This window comes from Corynebacterium sp. P4-C1 (assembly GCF_030503595.1).
GTDB lineage: Bacteria > Actinomycetota > Actinomycetes > Mycobacteriales > Mycobacteriaceae > Corynebacterium.
On record NZ_CP129966.1, the window covers coordinates 987,828 to 1,006,020 of the forward strand.

17 protein-coding genes and 3 pseudogenes are annotated in these 18,193 nt (G+C 61.6%); 10 read left to right on the plus strand and 10 right to left on the minus strand.

Annotation, left to right across the window (positions count from 1 at the left end; genetic code table 11):
* Positions 1-112: 112 nt before the first annotated feature.
* Both QYR03_RS04685 and QYR03_RS04690 read right to left on the minus strand, forming a co-directional pair.
* On the minus strand, positions 113-1,522 hold the full coding sequence (locus QYR03_RS04685; RefSeq protein ID WP_301713056.1) for a HAMP domain-containing sensor histidine kinase: 1,410 nt from the start codon (positions 1,520-1,522) through the stop codon (positions 113-115).
* A complete protein-coding gene (locus QYR03_RS04690) occupies positions 1,519-2,220 on the minus strand; it encodes a response regulator transcription factor (RefSeq protein ID WP_301713055.1) in 702 nt (233 codons plus the stop codon). The genes QYR03_RS04685 and QYR03_RS04690 overlap by 4 nt, the downstream gene beginning before the upstream one ends.
* 247 nt (positions 2,221-2,467) lie before the next feature.
* Between QYR03_RS04690 and QYR03_RS04695 the strand changes: the two are divergent.
* From QYR03_RS04695 to QYR03_RS04705, 3 pseudogenes are all read left to right on the plus strand, one after another.
* A pseudogene (locus QYR03_RS04695) lies at positions 2,468-2,998 on the plus strand (IS256 family transposase); the annotation flags it as partial.
* 787 nt (positions 2,999-3,785) lie between these two features.
* Positions 3,786-4,328, plus strand: a pseudogene (locus tag QYR03_RS04700) (IS256-like element IS3507 family transposase); the annotation flags it as partial.
* A 49-nt stretch (positions 4,329-4,377) separates the two neighbouring features.
* A pseudogene (locus tag QYR03_RS04705) lies at positions 4,378-5,569 on the plus strand (IS3 family transposase).
* A gap of 193 nt (positions 5,570-5,762) precedes the next feature.
* On the opposite strand, the gene rpmF reads toward QYR03_RS04705, so the two are convergent.
* Both rpmF and QYR03_RS04715 read right to left on the minus strand, forming a co-directional pair.
* Positions 5,763-5,936 (minus strand): 50S ribosomal protein L32, encoded by a 174-nt coding sequence (gene rpmF, locus QYR03_RS04710; protein WP_076599278.1) that lies wholly within the window; start codon positions 5,934-5,936, stop codon positions 5,763-5,765.
* Positions 5,937-5,969: 33 nt separating this feature from the next.
* Positions 5,970-6,242, minus strand: a complete 273-nt coding sequence (locus QYR03_RS04715; RefSeq protein WP_087116267.1) for a type B 50S ribosomal protein L31 — start codon at positions 6,240-6,242, stop codon at positions 5,970-5,972.
* Between the two features lie 139 nt (positions 6,243-6,381).
* Here QYR03_RS04715 and QYR03_RS04720 point away from each other — a divergent pair, with 139 nt between their 5' ends.
* The 5 genes from QYR03_RS04720 (at position 6,382) to rpsR (ending at position 8,716) form a co-directional block, all read left to right on the plus strand.
* On the plus strand, positions 6,382-7,509 hold the full coding sequence (locus QYR03_RS04720; RefSeq protein ID WP_301713322.1) for an SLC13 family permease: 1,128 nt from the start codon (positions 6,382-6,384) through the stop codon (positions 7,507-7,509).
* 227 nt (positions 7,510-7,736) lie between these two features.
* The gene (rpmB, locus tag QYR03_RS04725) at positions 7,737-7,973 is read left to right on the plus strand and encodes a 50S ribosomal protein L28 (protein ID WP_259851527.1); all 237 of its coding nucleotides are present in this window, start codon (positions 7,737-7,739) and stop codon (positions 7,971-7,973) included.
* Between the two features lie 3 nt (positions 7,974-7,976).
* The gene (gene rpmG / locus QYR03_RS04730) at positions 7,977-8,141 is read left to right on the plus strand and encodes a 50S ribosomal protein L33 (protein WP_259851526.1); all 165 of its coding nucleotides are present in this window, start codon (positions 7,977-7,979) and stop codon (positions 8,139-8,141) included.
* A 2-nt stretch (positions 8,142-8,143) separates the two neighbouring features.
* A complete protein-coding gene (gene rpsN / locus QYR03_RS04735; RefSeq protein WP_076599275.1) occupies positions 8,144-8,449 on the plus strand; it encodes a 30S ribosomal protein S14 in 306 nt (101 codons plus the stop codon).
* Between the two features lie 18 nt (positions 8,450-8,467).
* Positions 8,468-8,716 carry a 30S ribosomal protein S18 gene (rpsR, locus tag QYR03_RS04740; RefSeq protein WP_087116263.1) on the plus strand — a complete coding sequence of 83 codons (249 nt, stop codon included), beginning with the start codon at positions 8,468-8,470 and terminating at the stop codon, positions 8,714-8,716.
* Positions 8,717-8,788: 72 nt separating this feature from the next.
* Here the strand turns inward: rpsR and QYR03_RS04745 are convergent, their stop codons facing one another.
* The 5 genes from QYR03_RS04745 to QYR03_RS04765 are packed head-to-tail and all read right to left on the minus strand — an operon-like array spanning position 8,789 to position 13,946.
* Positions 8,789-9,676 (minus strand): hypothetical protein, encoded by an 888-nt coding sequence (locus QYR03_RS04745; protein WP_301713323.1) that lies wholly within the window; start codon positions 9,674-9,676, stop codon positions 8,789-8,791.
* On the minus strand, positions 9,673-10,236 hold the full coding sequence (locus QYR03_RS04750; RefSeq protein ID WP_259851524.1) for a hypothetical protein: 564 nt from the start codon (positions 10,234-10,236) through the stop codon (positions 9,673-9,675). Before QYR03_RS04750 ends, QYR03_RS04745 begins: the two co-directional genes overlap by 4 nt.
* A 48-nt stretch (positions 10,237-10,284) precedes the next feature.
* Positions 10,285-11,805 carry a bifunctional phosphoribosylaminoimidazolecarboxamide formyltransferase/IMP cyclohydrolase gene (purH, locus tag QYR03_RS04755; RefSeq protein WP_301713324.1) on the minus strand — a complete coding sequence of 507 codons (1,521 nt, stop codon included), beginning with the start codon at positions 11,803-11,805 and terminating at the stop codon, positions 10,285-10,287.
* The gene (gene purN, locus QYR03_RS04760) at positions 11,802-12,392 is read right to left on the minus strand and encodes a phosphoribosylglycinamide formyltransferase (RefSeq protein ID WP_301713325.1); all 591 of its coding nucleotides are present in this window, start codon (positions 12,390-12,392) and stop codon (positions 11,802-11,804) included. The genes purH and purN overlap by 4 nt, the downstream gene beginning before the upstream one ends.
* A 6-nt stretch (positions 12,393-12,398) precedes the next feature.
* Entirely contained in the window at positions 12,399-13,946 is a 1,548-nt protein-coding gene (locus QYR03_RS04765; RefSeq protein WP_259851521.1) for a DUF6350 family protein, read from the minus strand.
* A gap of 203 nt (positions 13,947-14,149) precedes the next feature.
* On the opposite strand from QYR03_RS04765, the gene QYR03_RS04770 reads away from it, so the two are divergent.
* Together QYR03_RS04770 and QYR03_RS04775 are read left to right on the plus strand one after the other, a co-directional pair.
* A complete protein-coding gene (locus QYR03_RS04770) occupies positions 14,150-14,881 on the plus strand; it encodes a M23 family metallopeptidase (protein WP_259851520.1) in 732 nt (243 codons plus the stop codon).
* A gap of 213 nt (positions 14,882-15,094) precedes the next feature.
* Positions 15,095-15,817: a M23 family metallopeptidase gene (locus QYR03_RS04775; RefSeq protein ID WP_259851519.1), complete on the plus strand. Its 723-nt coding sequence runs from the start codon at positions 15,095-15,097 to the stop codon at positions 15,815-15,817.
* Positions 15,818-15,820: 3 nt separating this feature from the next.
* Here QYR03_RS04775 and pcrA read toward each other — a convergent pair whose 3' ends face one another.
* Positions 15,821-18,115, minus strand: coding sequence for a DNA helicase PcrA (pcrA, locus tag QYR03_RS04780; protein WP_301713326.1), 2,295 nt, complete (start codon positions 18,113-18,115; stop codon positions 15,821-15,823).
* Between the last annotated feature and the right edge of the window lie 78 nt (positions 18,116-18,193).

Here is an 18,193-nt window from a genome sequence, read left to right on the forward strand (position 1 = left end):
GAAACCTGGGTTAGTGGGATATTCCGGAGTTGTCATGATCGGTCATTGTCCTCTTCAACGCTGTGCCGGTTCTCATTTCCAGTCCGTCCCTATCGTAGTAGTTGCTGAACGGTCACTGTGAGACTTTTTCCGGCCTACCGGGGAAGATGACACGGATGCGGGCACCGCCGTCATCAGAGTCCTCGATGCTGATGACGGCGCCATGGCGTTCAAGCACCTGAGCTGCGATAGCCAACCCCAATCCCGAGCCCGGCATGGAGCGCGATTCGGGAGCGCGGTAGAAGCGCTCGAAGACGTTCTCCCTCTCCTCCGGCGGAATTCCGGGGCCCGAATCGTCGATGATCAACACGGCGCTGCGCTTCCCGGCGCGGAGTGAAACGCGCACGACTCCGCCCGGCGGGGACCACTTGGCCGCGTTGTCGAACAGGTTCACCGGGGCACGCGACAAGGCAGCACGGTCGGCATCCAGCACCCATGGATCGACGCGGAAGCGGAAATTCACGTCGGGGCGCCGCCGCTGCACACGGGTCACGGCTTCCTTAATGACCTCATCGAGGCGCACCGGCTCGAATTCCTTCTGCAGGTCATCCTCCCGCGCGAGGTCGACAAGGTCGCCGATCAGGGTGGTCAATTCCTTCATCTGCCCGTTGACATCGTCTTCGAGCTCGTTGAGATCCTCTTCTGACATCTGGGCCATCTGCCCGGAGCGGTGCAGCATGATCAGCAGCTCGATATTCGTTCGCATCGAGGTCAAGGGCGTGCGCAGTTCGTGTCCGGCATCGACCACAAGCTGGGCCTGGCGCACACGGGATTTGTCGAGCGACTCCATCAAGCCGTTGAGGGACTCGGTCAACTTCGCGTACTCGTCACTGCCGGCGACCTCGATCGGCTCCAGCGTGCCCTCGGAGGAAACACTGTCGACGGCGCGGCGGAGACGCGTGATCGGGCGCACGGTCACCCGGGCGATGATGACTCCAGTGAGAGCAGCCAGCAAGGTGCCCAGACCGACGATGCCCGCGAGGGTCGCCTTCAGACGGCTCTTCAGGTGGGCGAAATCCGCGCGGTTGTGCGCCACGGCGACGGTCGTGCCGTCGCCGTCTCGCAGGATGGACACCATCTCGTCGCCGTTCTCCATCCGCGACCAGTTAGCAGCGTCGCCGTCGCGCGCCATCCGGTCGACGGGCAAGGGATCACCTACGAAGGAGCTCCGCTCTTTGGGGGAGACGGCTGCACGGTAACCCGGGTTATCGACCCGGAATTTATCGACGATCGCGTCCAGCGCTGCCTCATCCGCGTTGTCGTCCTCCACCTGCCGCATCAACGCGATGGTGCGGGTGTTCAGCGCACTGAGCTCATGGTCTTCAATCGCACCGAAAACTGCGGCATAAGACATCACCGCCGTGGCACCGACCACCGCCGCTACACCGGCACCGGCGAATGCCGCGATCTTCCCGCGGATGGAAGAACTGCGGGCGGGACGCAGGAGAGCATCCCCGCCCGCATCGAGGCGGCGGAGAATCACGGAGCGGTCTCCCGCAGCACGTAGCCGACGCCCCGGACAGTGTGAATGAGGCGGGATTCGCCGCCGGCCTCCGTCTTACGGCGCAAATAGCCGATGTACACCTCGAGGGCGTTGCCCGAGGACGGGAACTCGTAGCCCCAGACCTCCTCGAGGATCTTCTGCCGGGACAATACGCGGCGGGGATTTCGTAGGAGCAATTCCATCAGTGAGAATTCCGTGCGGGTGAGCGAGACGTGACGGTCACCGCGGTAGACATCCCGGGTGATCGCGTCAAGCCGCAAATCCTCGAAAACCAGCTCCGCCGCCGGACCATTGTTCGCCGGCATCACGGTGTCGGCTTGAGCACGGCGCAGGAGCGAGCGCACGCGCGCCAGCAACTCTTCAAGAGCGAAAGGCTTGGGCAGGTAGTCATCTGCGCCAGCATCCAGGCCGGCGACCCGCTCAGCTACACCGTCCCGGGCGGTGAGCATGAGGATGGGCCGGTCGTACCCGGTGGAGCGTAATTCACGGCACACCCCGAGCCCGTCGAGACGCGGCATCATCACATCCAGAATGGTCAGATCCGGCTGCTCCGTCTCGATGGCGGCGAGAGCTTCAACACCGTTTTCCGCCAGCGCAACCTCGTATCCATTGAATTTGAGGGAGCGTCGCAGGGATTCACGGACTGCCTGCTCGTCGTCGACCACCAAAACCTTCATACCCTCCATTATGGCAATCTTGGGTTAAACGACAGAAAGTGTGTCTGGATTCGGTGATTTGTAGTGCTTGACCTCTAGGTTTCAGGAAAATATATGCTCCGGGAGCATATATCTGACTCCGGGACGGTAAATCCTCGGTGTGGCAGCAGTGATGTGCTACACGCGGCGTGGTGTGGTGTCGCAATGTCAAAGAACCAACCACGCTGCCACTGCGGCGGTGAGATGAAACGCAACGGCACCACCAGCACTGGACGAAGCAGCAGCATGGGGTACACAACTGCACGAATTCTCCACAATCTACCGCTCCTGGATGGACGAGAAAACGGTGGTCAAAGACCCAAAAACAGGTACATGGACCCGCACGCGGACACATCACAACGTGCGCAAGGCCTACAACAGCCTCAACCACCTCTGGCGCTCCGACCTGCTGCTTGTCTACCTCACCCCACCAGAAGGTGTGCTGGAGAAAAACCGGATTAAATCCACCACCAACAGTCTCGAAGGCGACATCAACTCCCAGATCAAACTACTTGCCAGAACACACCGCGGAAGATCAGGCGAACGACAACGCCGGATGCTGGATTGGTGGCTCTACTTAAAAACCGAACTGCCCGACGATCCAGCACGAATCGCCAGGCAGTCCAACTGGGGCTAAGACCAACTCGCCAAAGTTTCCACCCTGACCCAACACGAGAACCAAACCGACCCCCTCTACGACAACGGTATCCCAACCGAGCCCCAACACAACATAGGAATGCGCAAAGGCCCCATGCAGTAAAAACAATGCCCGCCCGACGACACGCCGAGCCAGACACACATTCTGTCATTTAACCTTTATTTAGCAAAGGAGATTGCAATACGAAAACCCCAGTTCCATAGAAGAAATCTTGGGCGAAAAAATTCTTATTGAGAGCTATCGTATCTCGTACCCTACGACGTCAATTCCACGGCTATTTTCACATGTTGCGCTGGATACCTGTCCATCTCCTACCCATTCGCCCCGCACTTTGTGGTAAATGTTCTCCCAGCGAATGACATCAAATCGCCTACAGGATACAACTACTCGGTGTGAATGGACTCCCTTGCATGATGCGAACCCAGTTTTTCCTTCCTGCCACGTTTTGCAGCTAGGGGCAGCACTGGCCTCCGGGGTGGAAGGGATGGAGATAAGGCCAAGGGAAACGATTGCGGCGGCAGCAAGTCTCTTTGCTGCATTTTTGGAAGTGTTCGAGTGAAGCATGTCCTCGATTTTAGCAAAAATCATACTTGGGTCAATCTTAGTTTCTAAATCGTGATCTATAGGTGTGCTCTATAAGTATATCGTTTTTACTGAAGGGCCTATCTTTTTAGCTGAAATAAAACCCTCAATATGCGGGTATCTAGACGGGGTTAAACGCTAGACGGAGTTAAACGACAGAAAGTGTGTCTGGATTCGGTGATTTGTAGTGCTTGACCTCTAGGTTTCAGGAAAATATATGCTCCGGGAGCATATATCTGACTCCGGGACGGTAAATCCTCGGTGTGGCAGCAGTGATGTGCTACACGCGGCGTGGTGTGGTGTCGCAATGTCAAAGAACCAACCACGCTGCCACTGCGGCGGTGAGATGAAACGCAACGGCACCACCAGCAAAGGAACTACGAGGTGGCGATGCAAACACTGCGGCGCGTCGAGTGTGAAGCGCCGCATCGACATCACCAATTCCACGGGTTTTACCGCCTTCATTGACCACCTGACCACTGGCGCCAGCCTCGATACCATTGCCAGCCGTGTGGGATGCTCGCCGCGCACACTGCAACGCCGCTTCGAACCCTTCTGGCTCGTTGACGTACCCGATCCCACCATCGGACATATCGGGCGGGTCTACGACCAGGTGTTTCTAGACGGTACCTATACCGCCGGCGGCTGTTTGATCATTGCCGCCACTATCGACCATGTCATCGCCTGGCACTGGTGCAAACTCGAAACCACGCGCGACTACCAACGACTTCTCGAGCGCATCGAAGCCCCACTTATCGCCGTTATCGATGGCGGCCAGGGAGCGTTTAGCGCGATCAAAAAGTGCTGGCCCACCACGAAAATCCAGCGTTGCCTCGTGCACGCCCAACGTGAAGTGTCCTGGGTTTAGTTCCGATCATTTCTAGAGAAAGATTGGAATCATGCCAAGGAAGTACAGTGACGAGTTCAAGACCAAGGCAGTGCGCTTGGCTGAGGACCTCGTTGAGCTCGAAGGGTGTTCGAAATGGGGTGCAGCCGTAGAGATCGGTGAAAAGCTCGGCATTCCAGCGCACACGCTCAACGATTGGCTGAAGCCGAATATGGTCTCATCCGATGTTGAGATTGGCGCCGGCGAGTCAACGGCTGACGAACTGAAGCGGCTGCGGAAAGAGATTAAGGAGCTACGCAGGGCTAATGAGATCTTGAAAACCGCGTCAGCTTTTTTCGCGGCGGAACTCGACCGTCCCACCAGAAGATGATCGAATACATCGATGCGTATCGCGATCGCTTCGGGGTCGAGGCTATCTGTCGCACATTGAAAAAGACAGAATGTGGGTTCATCACCTCTCGCGGTTACCGAGCAGCGAAAACACGAGCACCGTCGGCGAGAAGTTTGTCAGATGCGCTGCTTATTCCTGAATTGGTGAGGGTCTACGAGGACAACTTCAGCGTCTACGGGATCCGCAAGATGTGGAAGGCCATGCAGCGCGCCGGCTGGAACATCGGTCGTGATCAGACCGCGCGTTTGATGAAGCAAGCTGGCATTTACGGCCGCAGGCGTGGCCGCACACCGATGACAACGCTTCGGGCCAACGTGCCAGATTGCCGCCCTGACCTGGTCAACCGTGATTTCACTGCCCCCGCACCGCACCGGTTGTGGGTCGCTGACATTACCTATGTACGCACCTTGTCTGGTTTTGCCTACACCGCGTTTATCACCGATGTGTACTCCAGAAAGATCGTCGGTGTCGCGACCCGGGCGAGCATGCGTACCGATGAACTGCCGCTGGAGGCCTTTGAGCACGCCCTGTATCACGCTGGTGATCTTCGCCCAGAAGGGCTTGTCCACCACAGTGACCGCGGCTCGCAGTATGTGTCGATCCGTCTGTCGGCACCGTTGGCGACTCCTATGACAACGCGTTGGCTGAAACGGTCAACGGGCTCTACAAAACAGAGCTGATTTATCCCCACCGGCCGTGGGCATCGGTCGGTGAAGTCGAGATTGCCACCCTTCGCTGGGTGCACTGGTGGAACAACCAGCGACTTCATCAATCCCTAAGATATATCACTCCACAGGAGATGGAGGACGCTTACTATCAACGATCAGGCGCTCAAACGTTGGGCGTTAAATAAGCGGAACGAAAACCAGGACGCTTCAGAGCCCCAACACTACATAGTAATGCGCAAAGGCCCCATGCAGTAAAAACAATGCCCGCCCGACGACACGCCGAGCCAGACACACATTCTGTCTTTTAACGCGCAATCTTCCCTGCACAAGCGAAAAGCCGGCCACCACAAAAGTGGCGACCGGCTGTGCGTGAAGAGCTTAGAACTGCTCGACGTCGATCAGGCCCTGCTCGGCAGCCTTGATCAGGCGGCGCGGGATACGCACGGTCTGGCCGTCGATCTTGACCTCCTGCAGAGCGGCGTTGTCAGCCTTCCACTGCGAACGGCGGTGGTGCGTGTTCGAGCGGGACTTGCGGAACTTCGGGGTTGCCATAGTGTCTTTCCTCCTTTACCGGGGTATCTCGCGCTAGTTAGCGGACTTCTTCTTGCGGCGGGCCATGCCGCCGAAGCGGCGGTTGAACTTCTCAACACGGCCAGCGGTGTCCATAACGCGCTGTGCGCCGGTCCAGAACGGGTGCGACTCGCTGGTCACGTCGACGACGATGAGCGGGTACTCATTGCCGTCCTCCCACTGGGCGGTACGGCCGGAGGTTGCGGTGGAACGGGTCAGGAACTGGTGGCCAGTACCTGCGTCCTGGAAGATCACCGGGTGGTAATCAGGGTGGATATCTTTCTTCATCTCTTCGTTTCCCTCAGGATTGATACTTCAGGTCGGTTCGCGGGGTACCCCGGATCGTGCCTGAGTTGGGTGCGAAAATGGTCTTTATCCGAGCAGCGCGAATACGCCTGATCAGACAACTTGATACATAGTACAGGTGATGGACACTATCCTGAAATCGCTGCTTCGCTGGGCCGTGTGCGCAGCCGTGCTCGCTCCGAGCGCTGTCTTTCTCGCCGTCGCCGCGCCAGAAGCCTTGCTCTCCCTCGCGCTGCGGCTGACCCCGGTGCTGCTGTTCGTCGCGGGAATGTCCGTGACTGTGAATCTTGCGTCCGCCGCCGGAGCATTCGAGGCGGTCGCGCGCGGACTTGAGCGGTGCACACGGTCGCCGTGGGCACTCTGGTCCGGCATTGTCGCCATCTCGGCGATCTCCACGATCTTCCTCTCTCTCGACACGACAGCGATCATGATCACCCCGATGGCGGTGGCCCTGGCGCGCAGAAACGGGCTGAAGGTGGTGCCAGTCGCATTCGCCGTGGTGTGGATAGCCAACCTCGGCTCGCTGCTTTTGCCAGTGTCGAACCTGACCAATCTTCTCGCCGCCGGGTCAGCCCACATCGCGTCGGAGACCGCATATATGCGAATGGCCGCCGCCCCGGCTACCGCGGCGCTCCTCGTCGCCGTGGCCGCGTCCTGGCTGGCCTATGTTCTTGCCGCGGACGAACCTGCGCCGAGTCCGCGGACAGAAAACGAAGCGGCGAGCAGCCCCGCCTTGAGGATGGCGCTCGCCGTGCTGGCGGCCATCCCTCCGGCGCTAATGGTGCTCCCCTACTGGCTTGTCAGTACGGTCGCCGCAGCAGTGCTCTACGCGGCAGCTGGAAAGAACCACCGCAGAAGCAATCTCGTTCCGTGGTTCTCAATCGTCTTGGCCGCCACCTTCTCGTGCGCCTCCGCCGCCGCAATTGCCGCCGGGATTGAATTCGGGGAGCTCGCCCCAGTTCCGCTCGCCGCGGCAGGCGCAGTAGCGGCGAATGCGGTGAATAATTTGCCGGCCTACCTCCTGCTGGAACCGTCCGCGCAGACTCCGCAGCAGATCATTGCCCTACTAATAGGCGTCAACTGCGGGCCCATCGTGATGCCGTGGGCGTCGCTCGCCACGCTGCTCTGGCACGATCAGCTACAGCGGGCGGGGGTCGCGGTCGCATGGAAAGACGTGGCCGTCCGCGGCGCATGTCTCATGCCTTTCGCTGTCGCGGCCCCTCTCGGGGCAATGATGGTTGCGGGCTGAACGGAGGCCCGTCGATAAGCGCGGTAGCGATTATGAAATGAGGCCTTGCGCGTGTAGTGTTTACTCTCGCTGTTGTCGAAGTACACGTTTACGCTTAGTCAACCGGTGACTTGCGACGCCCTCGAGCACCACGGCCTTCCTCACATTTCTGGCCGATAACCTGCTTAAGAGCGCGGCGTCCTCCTCATAGTCTCCGTGGCTCAAGCGGCTAGGAGAAAGAAGTAACCATGTCGGCATATTGCCAGGTCACGGGAAAGAAGCCGTCTTTCGGCAAAACCGTGTCTCACTCGCACCGCCGCCACTCGCGCCGTTGGAACCCCAACGTGCAGAAGCGGCGTTTCTACCTGCCCTCCGAGGGCCGTACCATCACGCTCAATGTTTCCACCAAGGGTCTGAAGATCATCGACCGCGACGGCATCGAGTCTGTTGTTGCTCAGATCCGCGCCCGAGGGGAGAAGATCTAGCTCATGGCACGTAACGATATCCGCCCGATCATCAAGCTCAAGAGCACCGCGGGCACCGGCTACACCTACGTCACCCGTAAGAACAAGCGCAATAACCCGGACCGTATTTCCCTGAAGAAGTACGATCCGGTTGCGCGCAAGCACGTTGAATTCCGCGAGGAGCGATAAGAATGGCGAAGAAGTCCAAGATCGCTAAGAACGAGAAGCGCAAGGAGATCGTCGAGCGTTACGCTGAGCGCCGCCAGGAGCTCAAGGCGATCATCCGCAACCCGGAGACGTCCGACGAGGACCGTCTCGAGGCTCAGTTTGAGCTCAACCGTCAGCCGCGCGATGCCTCCCCGGCTCGCGTCCGTAACCGCGACTCGCACGACGGCCGCCCCCGCGGCTACCTCCGCAAGTTCGGCCTCTCCCGCGTCCGTATGCGCGAGATGGCCCACCGCGGTGAGCTGCCGGGCGTCCGCAAGTCCTCGTGGTAAGCAAGGGAGTGCATGTAAATGAAGCGCAATAACAACCGCAAGGTGCGGATGGAGCAGTCCCGCCGCCCGAAGAAGAACCCGCTCAAGGCCAAGGGCATCGAAGCTGTGGACTACAAGGACATTGAGACCTTGCGTCTGTTCATCTCCGACCGCCACAAGATCCGTTCGCGTCGCGTCACCGGCCTGACGCCGCAGCAGCAGCGCCAGGTCGCTACCGCTGTGAAGAACGCACGCGAGATGGCTCTGCTGCCGTTCACCAGCCGCTAAATTCCCGGTTGACTTCGACAGCGTAGAGTTCGACGTCTCCCCGCATCCGATTTTCGGATGCGGGGAGATTTTTTATTGGCAGACCGCGGCCGGCGCGGTGTCGAGCACGCCGGCGAGAGCCACGGCCAGCTGCGTGAGCATTGCCTGGCCGGTCTCGTAAGTGCCGTCAGCTGCGCTCGCCGCGATAGCGACGGCGATCTGACGCCCATTCGCATCAGGCACGAGGCCTAATTGGCGCACCTCGTACGCACCGCTTATCGACGGCCCCCATCCCCCTTTGAGCCGGGCCCCCGGCAGGGTGCCAATGCCGTAGTCGCCCCCAGCAGTCAGGTTGCCCATGTGCTCGAGCACAGGCCCTGCCCCGGCCACGCAACTGAGGTGCGAGGCGAACCGGGCCTGCTCGTCGACGGTCCACTGCGTCTGACCGAAGGCGGAGAAGCCCGGGCGCGTGACGTTGCGTTCAACAGCCACCGGGCTGTGCCCTTCCGCCAGCACTGCTTCGACTGCTTCAGGCGTGGTCGCGTTCCACAGCATATCGGCCGCACCGTTGTCGGAGGCCTGAATGGCATTGGCGGCCTCGACTGTCATCTCAGGACGGCTGTTGAGGGCCGCGATCGCCACCGGAACCTTCATCGTGGACCAGGAGGCGAAGCCCGTTGTGTCGCCGGCAGAATACTCCTGGTCCCCCGAGACAGCGAGAGCGGCCCGGCCCCCGTATGCGGCGATTACGTTGTCCACTGCTTCAGTCAGCGCCGCGGTCGGATCATCCGACGGTGGCATTGACGGTGAGGGGGACTGGGCCGCTTCTCCCCCGTCAGCGGCCGTCTCGGTGACGGTGACGATTTCGACGGGTTCAGTGCTGGGCTCGTCCAAGGGTTCCCCGATCGTGCATGCGGCAGCTCCCGCGGCCAAGGCGGCCACTCCCACGGACAGTGCCAGTGTCTTTCTCAGGTATGTCACGAGATGTAGACGGCGGCGTTGCGCCCGCCGGTGCACACAACTTGGCCGTCACGTTCCCGGCAAGTCATCGTGTAATTCTTCTGCGTGGAGGGGCTGTAGACGTCGACAAGCGTCACGTTGGGCGAGCCCTCCTCACGGCACGCGGACTTAAAGTCGTTGAAGACATTCTTGGCGAACCCGGCCGTGGTTACGTTCGGGTCCGTGACATCCCACGACGAGTAGTCGCACTTGGCACTCGCCTTCTCCTTCTTCGGTGCCGGGGCATCCACAGTCTCGGTCACCGTGGACTTCGACGCTGGGGCGGGCGCGGCGGAGATGCTCGACATCGCTGCCACGTCGTCGGTCGTGCTTCCGGAATTGGAGCCCGACAGGAAGTAGAACACTGAGAAGCCGGCGAGAGCGAGAGCCAGCAGCGCCGCGAGAATGCTGACGATGATCAGGGCGGTGTTGTTATTGGTTTTGTTACTGTCCCCGCTCCCAGCTGCGGTGCTGGTGCTCGTCTGCTGCTCGAGTGTCGGCTGGTGCTGCGGCTCGGGGCCGCCCCACGTCGGAATACTCACCTGGGTTGTCCTTCAGTCAGCGTGAAATTGTCTTTCAAAAACCCTAGTTTAGTGGGAGAAGTGGCGCATACCAGTGAAGTACATGGTGACTCCGGCTTCATTCGCCGCCGCGACGACCTCTTCATCGCGGATAGAGCCGCCCGGCTGAACAACAGCGGACACACCTGCGTCGGCGAGAATCTGGAAACCGTCGGCGAACGGGAAGAACGCATCCGAAGCGGCGACGGCACCGTTGGTGCGGTTACGGCCTTCGTCGAGAGTGTTCGCGCGGTCGACGGCGAGCTTCGCGGAATCGACGCGGTTGACCTGCCCCATGCCCACGCCGACTGCCGCACCGTCGCGGGCGATCAGGATGGCGTTGGACTTCACGCAGCGGATCGCGTTCCACGCGAATTTAAGGTCAGCCAGGGTCTTCTCGTCGGCTGCCTCACCAGCGGCGAGAGTCCAATTCTCCGGGTTGTCCCCTTCCGCCTGGTAGATGTCGCGGTCCTGGATGAGCGTGCCGCCGGAGATGTGCTTGATCTCCTTGCCTTCCCGCTCCGGCTTCTCCGCGGTGAGAATGCGGAGGTTCTTCTTGGTCTGCAGCAGCTCGAGAGCGTCGTCAGCGATGCTCGGCGCGATGATGACCTCGGTGAAGATCGGCTTGACCTGCTCCGCCATCTCCAAGGTGACCTCGCGGTTGGCCGCGATCACGCCGCCGTAGGCGCTGACTGGGTCGCACGCGTGGGCCTTGGCGTGGGCGTCGGCGATCGATGTGTCGGACACCGCGATCCCGCACGGGTTGGCGTGCTTGATCACGGCCACGCAGGGGCGCTCGTGGTCCCAGCAAGCACGCCATGCGGCGTCGGCGTCCTGGTAGTTGTTGTAGGACATTTCCTTGCCGCCGTGCTGGGTCGCGCCCGCCAATCCAGTTCCGTCGGAAATGAGGCTTGCGGATTGGTGCGGGTTCTCGCCGTAACGCAGCGTGGTGGAGCTGCCCAGCTGCTCGTCGAACCAGGTTGAAACAGCCGCATCGTACTGTGCCGTGTGCGCGAACGCGTCAGCGGCAAGCTGGCGGCGCTGCTCTTCGTCGAAACCACCGTTCTTGACGGCCTCCGCGACTTCCCCGTACTTGGCCGGGTCGACGACGACGGCGACGGACGGGTGGTTCTTGGCCGCCGCGCGCACCATGGAGGGGCCGCCGATGTCGATCATTTCGACGACCTCGTCGAAGCTCGCGCCCGAAGCCACCGTCTCGGAGAACGGGTAGAGGTTCACCACGACGAGCTCGAACGGCTTCACGCCGAGCTCCTCAATCTGCTTCGCGTGGTCGTCCTTCCGCAGATCTGCGAGGATGCCAGCGTGCACTCGAGGGTGCAGCGTTTTCACGCGGCCCTCGAGAACCTCGGGGAAGCCGGTGAGCTCCGCCACCTCGGTCACGTTCGCGCCGGTGTCCTTGATGCGCTGTGCGGTGGAGCCGGTGGAGACGATCTCCACCCCGGCCTCGGAAAGCGCAGACGCGAGCTCTTCGATTCCGGTCTTGTCATAGACGCTGATCAGTGCGCGCTTGATGGGGGTGCGGGTGCTCATGCTGGAAATTCGACCTTTCCGATTGTTGAGGTTTCGGCGCGGTTCAGCGTGTCCACGATGAGAGCGCGCTCCACTTCCTTGATGCGTTCGTGCAAATCTTCTTCAGTCTCCCCCGCGCGCACGTCGACCGCGCGCTGGGCGATGATCTCGCCGGTGTCCACGCCGGCATCGATGTAGTGGACAGTGGTTCCGGTGACCTTCACGCCGTACGCGAGCGCGTCGCGCACCGCGTGCGCCCCCGGGAAGGCGGGCAGCAGCGCCGGGTGGGTGTTAATGAGCCGTCCCTCGAAGCGGTCGAGGAAGGCCTCCCCCACAATCTTCATGAATCCTGCGGAGACCACGATATCGGGGTCCCCCATCATGTCAGCGAGCTGACGGTTCCATTCATCACGATCACTTTCAAGGGGAACGACCTCGGCACGCACGCCCGCCGCCCGGGCCCGGTCCAACGCCGGGCATTCCACGTCGGCGACGACGAGCTCCACCGAGTACGCCCCCTGATTATCCAGGATCGCCTGAAGCAACGTCCCCGAACCGGAGACGAGCACCGCCACAGAAGTCTGAGAGGTCTGAGAAGTCTCTGCCACGGAAGATCAGTCTAGCTGGTCCTCACGCAGGACCGAGATCGCCGTCGAACCGCCCCCAGAAGCAGCGGGCTTATCGACGTCATCCTCTTCCTCTTCTTCCTGCTCTTCCTCCTGCGTTTCCCCGTCCGCGGGATCATGCTCCGGTTCCTCTTCCTCCGGTTCCTCTCGCAGATCAGCTTGCTCTGCCTCATCTGCCTCATCTGCCTCGGCGCCGTTGTCGGACTCTTCGGACTCTTCGGACTCTTCGGACTGTTCCTCAGGGTCGTCTTCAGGCTCTTCCGGTTCTGCCTCTTCTGCATCTGCTTCTTCAGGCTCTTCCTGCTCCGGCTCAGCCGTGTCCTTGTGCGCGAAGCGGGCGACGAGATAGGCGGCCGCGCCGACGACACCGACCCAGAGGGCGGCTGCGAGCGCGAAGAACCACGGATTGATGCCGATCCAGCCATAGGCACCGACCTCACCGCCGGACATCAGTCCAGCGAACACCGCGAGGACTGCAACGAACACAGAGGAAATCAGGACTTCCTGCCAACCGAGGCGCTTGGACAGGACAAAGTGGATCATCACCGCAGCGGGCACCACGAGGAGTACCGGCGCCCACACCGGCACTTCTCCCGGGATAGCCGCGAACAGCGGGAACGGCGGCAGGGGCACCAGCACCGAACCGAAGAGGGAAACCCCGCCCTGAGCAATGTCGAAAGGAGCGCCGAGCAGAACACCCAGAGTGGCAAGCGCCGCATTCGGCAGGTACAGCACGCTCAAGGCGAACAGCGCGAGACCGCCGCCGGCCCCCAATGTCGGAAACTCCCCGAGGAGCCCGGAGAGCCTGCTGTAACCCGCGGCGAGCAGGAACAGGTAGACGACAGCCGCAGCCCCCAGCAGGCGGAGGGAGAGCATGATGGTCGCGCGGGCGGCGTCGTAAAGCGAATCAGGCGCGCCAAGACGTGTCAGCAAGGCCTTCCACAAACGGCCGCTCATGCCGCACATCATTCCCACCACATGAACGAACACGGGAATAGCCAGGGCCTTGTGAATCGCTGGCGGAGAGACCGGGAAGACCGCGGCCGCATCGTCGATCATGAACCACGCGACCGCGGACAACGTGAACGGGATGAGAACGACTAGGCCGAAAATCGCGTACAAGTCGAGAATGCTCACCCGGTCGCGGGTGGCCACACGCACGCGCCACGCAATGAGCGCCGCCACACCGATGGCGGGCAGCAACGGAATCGCGCCGAGCGTCACCCCCTGGAAGCTGACAGGCACGCCGTGGAGGACGAACCACGTCTCGGCCACCGCAGATGCCATCGCGGCAAGACGCCCGCCGCTCAACAAGACCGTCCCCAGGCACACAGCGACGATGCCGAGCACCACGATCAGGTTCGGGATGCCCACGAACGGCAGGTAGTGGCGCACCCGTTCCTTCATTGTCGTGGGCACCTTGTCCGCGGCGGGTGTGCGCGCAGCGGAGTTGGCCGTGCCCGCACGCAGGCGACGGCGGCTCACCGGCGTCGAAGTGCGGGTGGATCTACTCGGCGGACTAGACTTGTTGCTCATTGCCTTCAACCTTGGCACGCGGATAGTGTAATCGGGCGCTAGGACACGATTATCTGACGGTGCTCCCGTTGGATGTAACGCATGAGCATGGGCACTCGAATATATGAATCTCACCGTTTAGGTTGCTTGTCGGACCGAGACTGGCTAGTGTTACCACCCGTAGATAACAAAGAGGTTACGATTCCGGAACGAACCGTTACCCAATGACGATCTCAACGAGGTACACCTTGAACTCTTCGAGCGCACGCCGCACTGCAGGCAAGCACCGCAAGCAGAGCCCCAACAAGGGTCGTGTCGCACTGGTCGCAGTCGCTACCGGTGCAGTCGCATCCGGCGGCATCTCCGCTGCTTCCGCCGCAAACGCCGACAACGCTGGTGCAGCACAGGCTGCAGTCGACAACGCTGGCACCCCCGACGAGATCGCAGGTGCAGCCCCGCAGATCCTCACGATCAGCGAGTACAAGCCGGTCGACAACCTTTCTGAACAGCTGGGGAAGGCTGTTGAGTACGCGAAGGTCCGCAGCGCCGCCGATCTGGCGGCCCGCGCCCCCCTGTCCGTGAAGCCGGCTGAAGGTGCCTTCACCTCCGGCTTCGCCCCGCGTTGGGGCACTTTCCACAAGGGCATCGACATCGCCAACGCGGTCGGCACCCCGATTGTCGCCGTCGAGGACGGCGAGGTCATCGACTCTGGCCCGGCCAATGGCTTCGGCAACTGGATCCGCCTGCGCCACGAGGACGGCACCGTCACCGTCTACGGACACATGGAGACCCTGGATGTCGCCGTCGGCGAGAAGGTTCATGCCGGCCAGAAGATCGCCGGTATGGGTTCCCGTGGCTTCTCCACCGGTTCCCACCTCCACTTCGAGGTGCACCCGAACGGCGGCGAGGCAATCGACCCGGCCCCGTGGCTGAAGGAACGCGGCATCAATCTCTAAGAAATCCTTCACTTCCCTCCGGTTCGCCGGGGGGAATTTTTTCATGCCTCACTACCCCCGCCATTAATTCACAGTGTTCACACTAGCCACACTAGTTCACTCCCCTAACCAGCTGTTTTGTGCGAATTGAACAGTTTTTCCGCATGTCAGAGCGGAAAAACGGCGTTGCCCGCGGAGTAATGGGCCGATAGCATGTTGCGGGTTGGAAAAACCATGCCTGTTTACTGGTTCCGCAACGAATCGAAGAAGGACGACATGAAACGACGCCTACTCGTCGCCGCCGTGGCGCTCGCCATACCCCTGACCGCCATCCCCGCCCACGCGATCTCCGTCTCTGTCAACGGACAGCAAGTAGAAGAGATCGGCCCCGCCCTGCCGTCGATCGGCATGGCGCTCGACGACATCTTCACCAAGGGCGCCACTGTCTCCGCCGCCGGATACAGCATCGTGTACGACCCGCGTGCTCTGCCTGAGTACAACGAGGAGGAAGCCACCGCCGGCGTCCCCACCACTTCAGTCACTCCGCAGACCGGAACCACATCGAACGGCAACAAGGTCGTCATGCCGGCAGAGGGCCGCTTCACGTCGGGCTACGGTCCGCGCTGGGGCAGCTTCCACTACGGCATCGACATCGCCAACGACCCCGGCACCCCGATCCTCGCGGTCATGGACGGCACCGTGATCAACGCAGGCCCCGCCCAAGGCTTCGGCAAGTGGGTGCGCGTGCGCCACGACGACGGGTCGATCAGCGTTTACGGCCACGTCCGCTCGTTCAACGTGAACGTCGGCGACCACGTCACAGCCGGCCAGCAGATCGCCGAAATGGGCAGCGAAGGCCACTCCACCGGACCGCACCTGCACTTCGAGATCATGCCGGACGGCGAGAACAAGGTGGACCCGGTTCCGTGGTTCGCCGAGCGCGGCATCACGGTCTAAGCGCTACAGCTTCTCCATTGGCACACCGCCGATGAGCATCAAGCGCACCGTGCCACTCGAACCGAAATCGATGGTGACGGTCTCGCGCGGACCGACACCGTCGACGCTCATGACCGTGCCCAGCCCGTACTTCGCGTGGTTGACCCGGTCCCCCTTAGCCAGCTGAAGGTTCTTGTTCACCTTCACACTGCTCTCGCTGCGGCGCTTCGGCCGCCGCGCGGGCACCGGGCTCCCCCACGCGTCCGAGGAGAAGGAGCGCTCCGGTTCGACCCGCCGCCAGTCGACGAGGTCCTCAGGGACCTCTGCGAGGAAGCGACTGGCCGGGTTGGTCACCGGAGATCCCCACGACGAACGCAGCATCGCGCGTGTCAGGTACAGGCGCTCACGCGCGCGGGTAATCCCCACATAGGCCAGTCGGCGTTCCTCTGCCAGCTCGTCCGGGTCGCCGAGGGCACGGAGGTGGGGGAACTGCCCGTCCTCCCAGCCGGTGACGAAGACGACGGGGAACTCCAGCCCCTTTGCGGTGTGGAGAGTCATCAAGGTGACCACACCCTGTCCCTCATCCGGAATCTGGTCCGCATCAGCCACCAGCGAGACGCGCTCCAGGAATGCCTGCAACGACCCCGGTCGGGCTTCTCCGCTCTCAGGGTCGAAGTCCTCGTACGCCATCTGGTTCGCCGCGTCGGAGGAGAATTCCCGGGCCACAGAGACCAACTCGTTGAGGTTGTCCAGCCGGGCCCCGTCCTGCGGGTCGTTGGAGGCTTCCAGCTCTGCCCGGTACCCCGTCGCGTCCAGGATGCGGGCGACCAGTCCCCCGAGATCCGGCATGCCGGTCACCTCGTTGACCAGCTCGTCCATATCCGTGCGCAGTCCGTGCAAAAGGTCCACGAAGCCGGAAATCGCGTTGCGGGAACGGGAGGTGATGGCCTCGCCTTCGCCGCCGGCGATGTCGATAAGCGCCTGACCGAAACTGATCCGGTGATTGTCCGCGTACAGCGCCACCATCGCTTGAGCCTTGTCGCCGATGCCGCGCTTGGGAACGTTGATGATGCGGCGCATGCTCACCGAATCGTCGGGGTTCTCCAGCACGCGCAGGTAGGCTACGATGTCGCGGATCTCCTTGCGCTCGTAGAAACGTGTGCCGCCGACGACCTTGTACGGGATCCCGGCGCGGATGAAGATGTCTTCGAGCGCGCGCGACGAGTTATTCGTGCGGTACATGACCGCGATATCGGAATACGGGATGTTCTTGTCGGCTAGGGCATCGACCTCACTGGCGACGAAGCGGGCCTCATCGTGCTCGTTGTCCGCCACGTAGCCGACGATCTTCTCCCCCTGCCCCAGATCCGTCCACAACTTCTTCGGGCGGCGCCCGGCATTCTGCGCGATCACCGCGTTGGCAGCGGCGAGAATATTCTGCGTGGAGCGGTAGTTCTGCTCCAGCATGATCGTCGTGGCATCCGGGTAGTCGCGCTCGAATTCCTCGATATTGCGTATCGTCGCACCGCGGAAGGCGTAGATCGACTGGTCCGAGTCGCCCACGACAGCCAATTCCGGCGCGTCGGGGCCGTCCCCCACCAATGTGTGGATGAGCTCGTACTGCGCGTGGTTGGTGTCCTGGTACTCATCCACCAGCACGTGGCGGAACCGGCGACGGTAATACTCCACCACCTCGGGATGACGTTTGAACATGCCGACGACTTCCCCGATCAGGTCGTCAAAGTCCACGGCATTCGCCTCGCGCAAACGCCGCTGGTACTCGGAGTAGACCTTGGCCACTGTCACCTCGAAGGGATTCTTCGTCTTCTCCGCGTTCGACAGCGCCTGCCCCGGACCAATCAACTCATTCTTCAAATTGGAAATCGCGTTTGCCAGCGCACGCGGCGAGAACTTCTTCAGGTCCAGGTTCGCCTCTTTGGCGATCATGCCCAAAAGCCGGCGGGAATCATCCCCGTCATAAATGGTGAAATTCGTGTTCAGCCCATTGACCAGCTGAGCCTGCTGGCGCAGGATGCGTACGCACACCGAGTGGAATGTGGCCACCCACATCCGCTCCGCCTGCGGCCCGATGAGTTGACTGACGCGCTCCTTCATCTCCGCGGCGGCCTTGTTGGTGAAGGTGATGGCCAAGATCTCCCACGGCGCCACCCCGCGTTGCTGCAGCAAATAGGCGATGCGCCGCGTCAGCACAGCAGTCTTGCCGGACCCCGCTCCAGCGACGATGAGCAGCGGACTGCCGGCGTGCTCAACGGCGGCCTTCTGCTGCGGATTCAACCCCAAAATCAAATCTGTTCCCATGATGGCTACTACCGTACTTGGCGGGGTGGACCACCCGGCCGCACCCATTCGAACGCCTTGTGGAATTCGTGGCAGAAT

What these genes read in the sequence shown, in the direction of transcription:
- QYR03_RS04690 (WP_301713055.1), bottom strand. Translation starts at nt 2,220, where the DNA reads ATGAAGGTTTTGGTGGTCGACGACGAGCAGGCAGTCCGTGAATCCCTG.
- rpmF (WP_076599278.1), bottom strand. Translation starts at nt 5,936, where the DNA reads ATGGCAACCCCGAAGTTCCGCAAGTCCCGCTCGAACACGCACCACCGC.
- QYR03_RS04715 (WP_087116267.1), bottom strand. Translation starts at nt 6,242, where the DNA reads ATGAAGAAAGATATCCACCCTGATTACCACCCGGTGATCTTCCAGGAC.
- QYR03_RS04720 (WP_301713322.1), top strand. Translation starts at nt 6,382, where the DNA reads ATGGACACTATCCTGAAATCGCTGCTTCGCTGGGCCGTGTGCGCAGCC.
- rpmB (WP_259851527.1), top strand. Translation starts at nt 7,737, where the DNA reads ATGTCGGCATATTGCCAGGTCACGGGAAAGAAGCCGTCTTTCGGCAAA.
- rpmG (WP_259851526.1), top strand. Translation starts at nt 7,977, where the DNA reads ATGGCACGTAACGATATCCGCCCGATCATCAAGCTCAAGAGCACCGCG.
- rpsN (WP_076599275.1), top strand. Translation starts at nt 8,144, where the DNA reads ATGGCGAAGAAGTCCAAGATCGCTAAGAACGAGAAGCGCAAGGAGATC.
- rpsR (WP_087116263.1), top strand. Translation starts at nt 8,468, where the DNA reads ATGAAGCGCAATAACAACCGCAAGGTGCGGATGGAGCAGTCCCGCCGC.
- purH (WP_301713324.1), bottom strand. Translation starts at nt 11,805, where the DNA reads ATGAGCACCCGCACCCCCATCAAGCGCGCACTGATCAGCGTCTATGAC.
- QYR03_RS04765 (WP_259851521.1), bottom strand. Translation starts at nt 13,946, where the DNA reads ATGAGCAACAAGTCTAGTCCGCCGAGTAGATCCACCCGCACTTCGACG.
- QYR03_RS04770 (WP_259851520.1), top strand. Translation starts at nt 14,150, where the DNA reads ATGACGATCTCAACGAGGTACACCTTGAACTCTTCGAGCGCACGCCGC.
- QYR03_RS04775 (WP_259851519.1), top strand. Translation starts at nt 15,095, where the DNA reads ATGCCTGTTTACTGGTTCCGCAACGAATCGAAGAAGGACGACATGAAA.
- pcrA (WP_301713326.1), bottom strand. Translation starts at nt 18,115, where the DNA reads ATGGGAACAGATTTGATTTTGGGGTTGAATCCGCAGCAGAAGGCCGCC.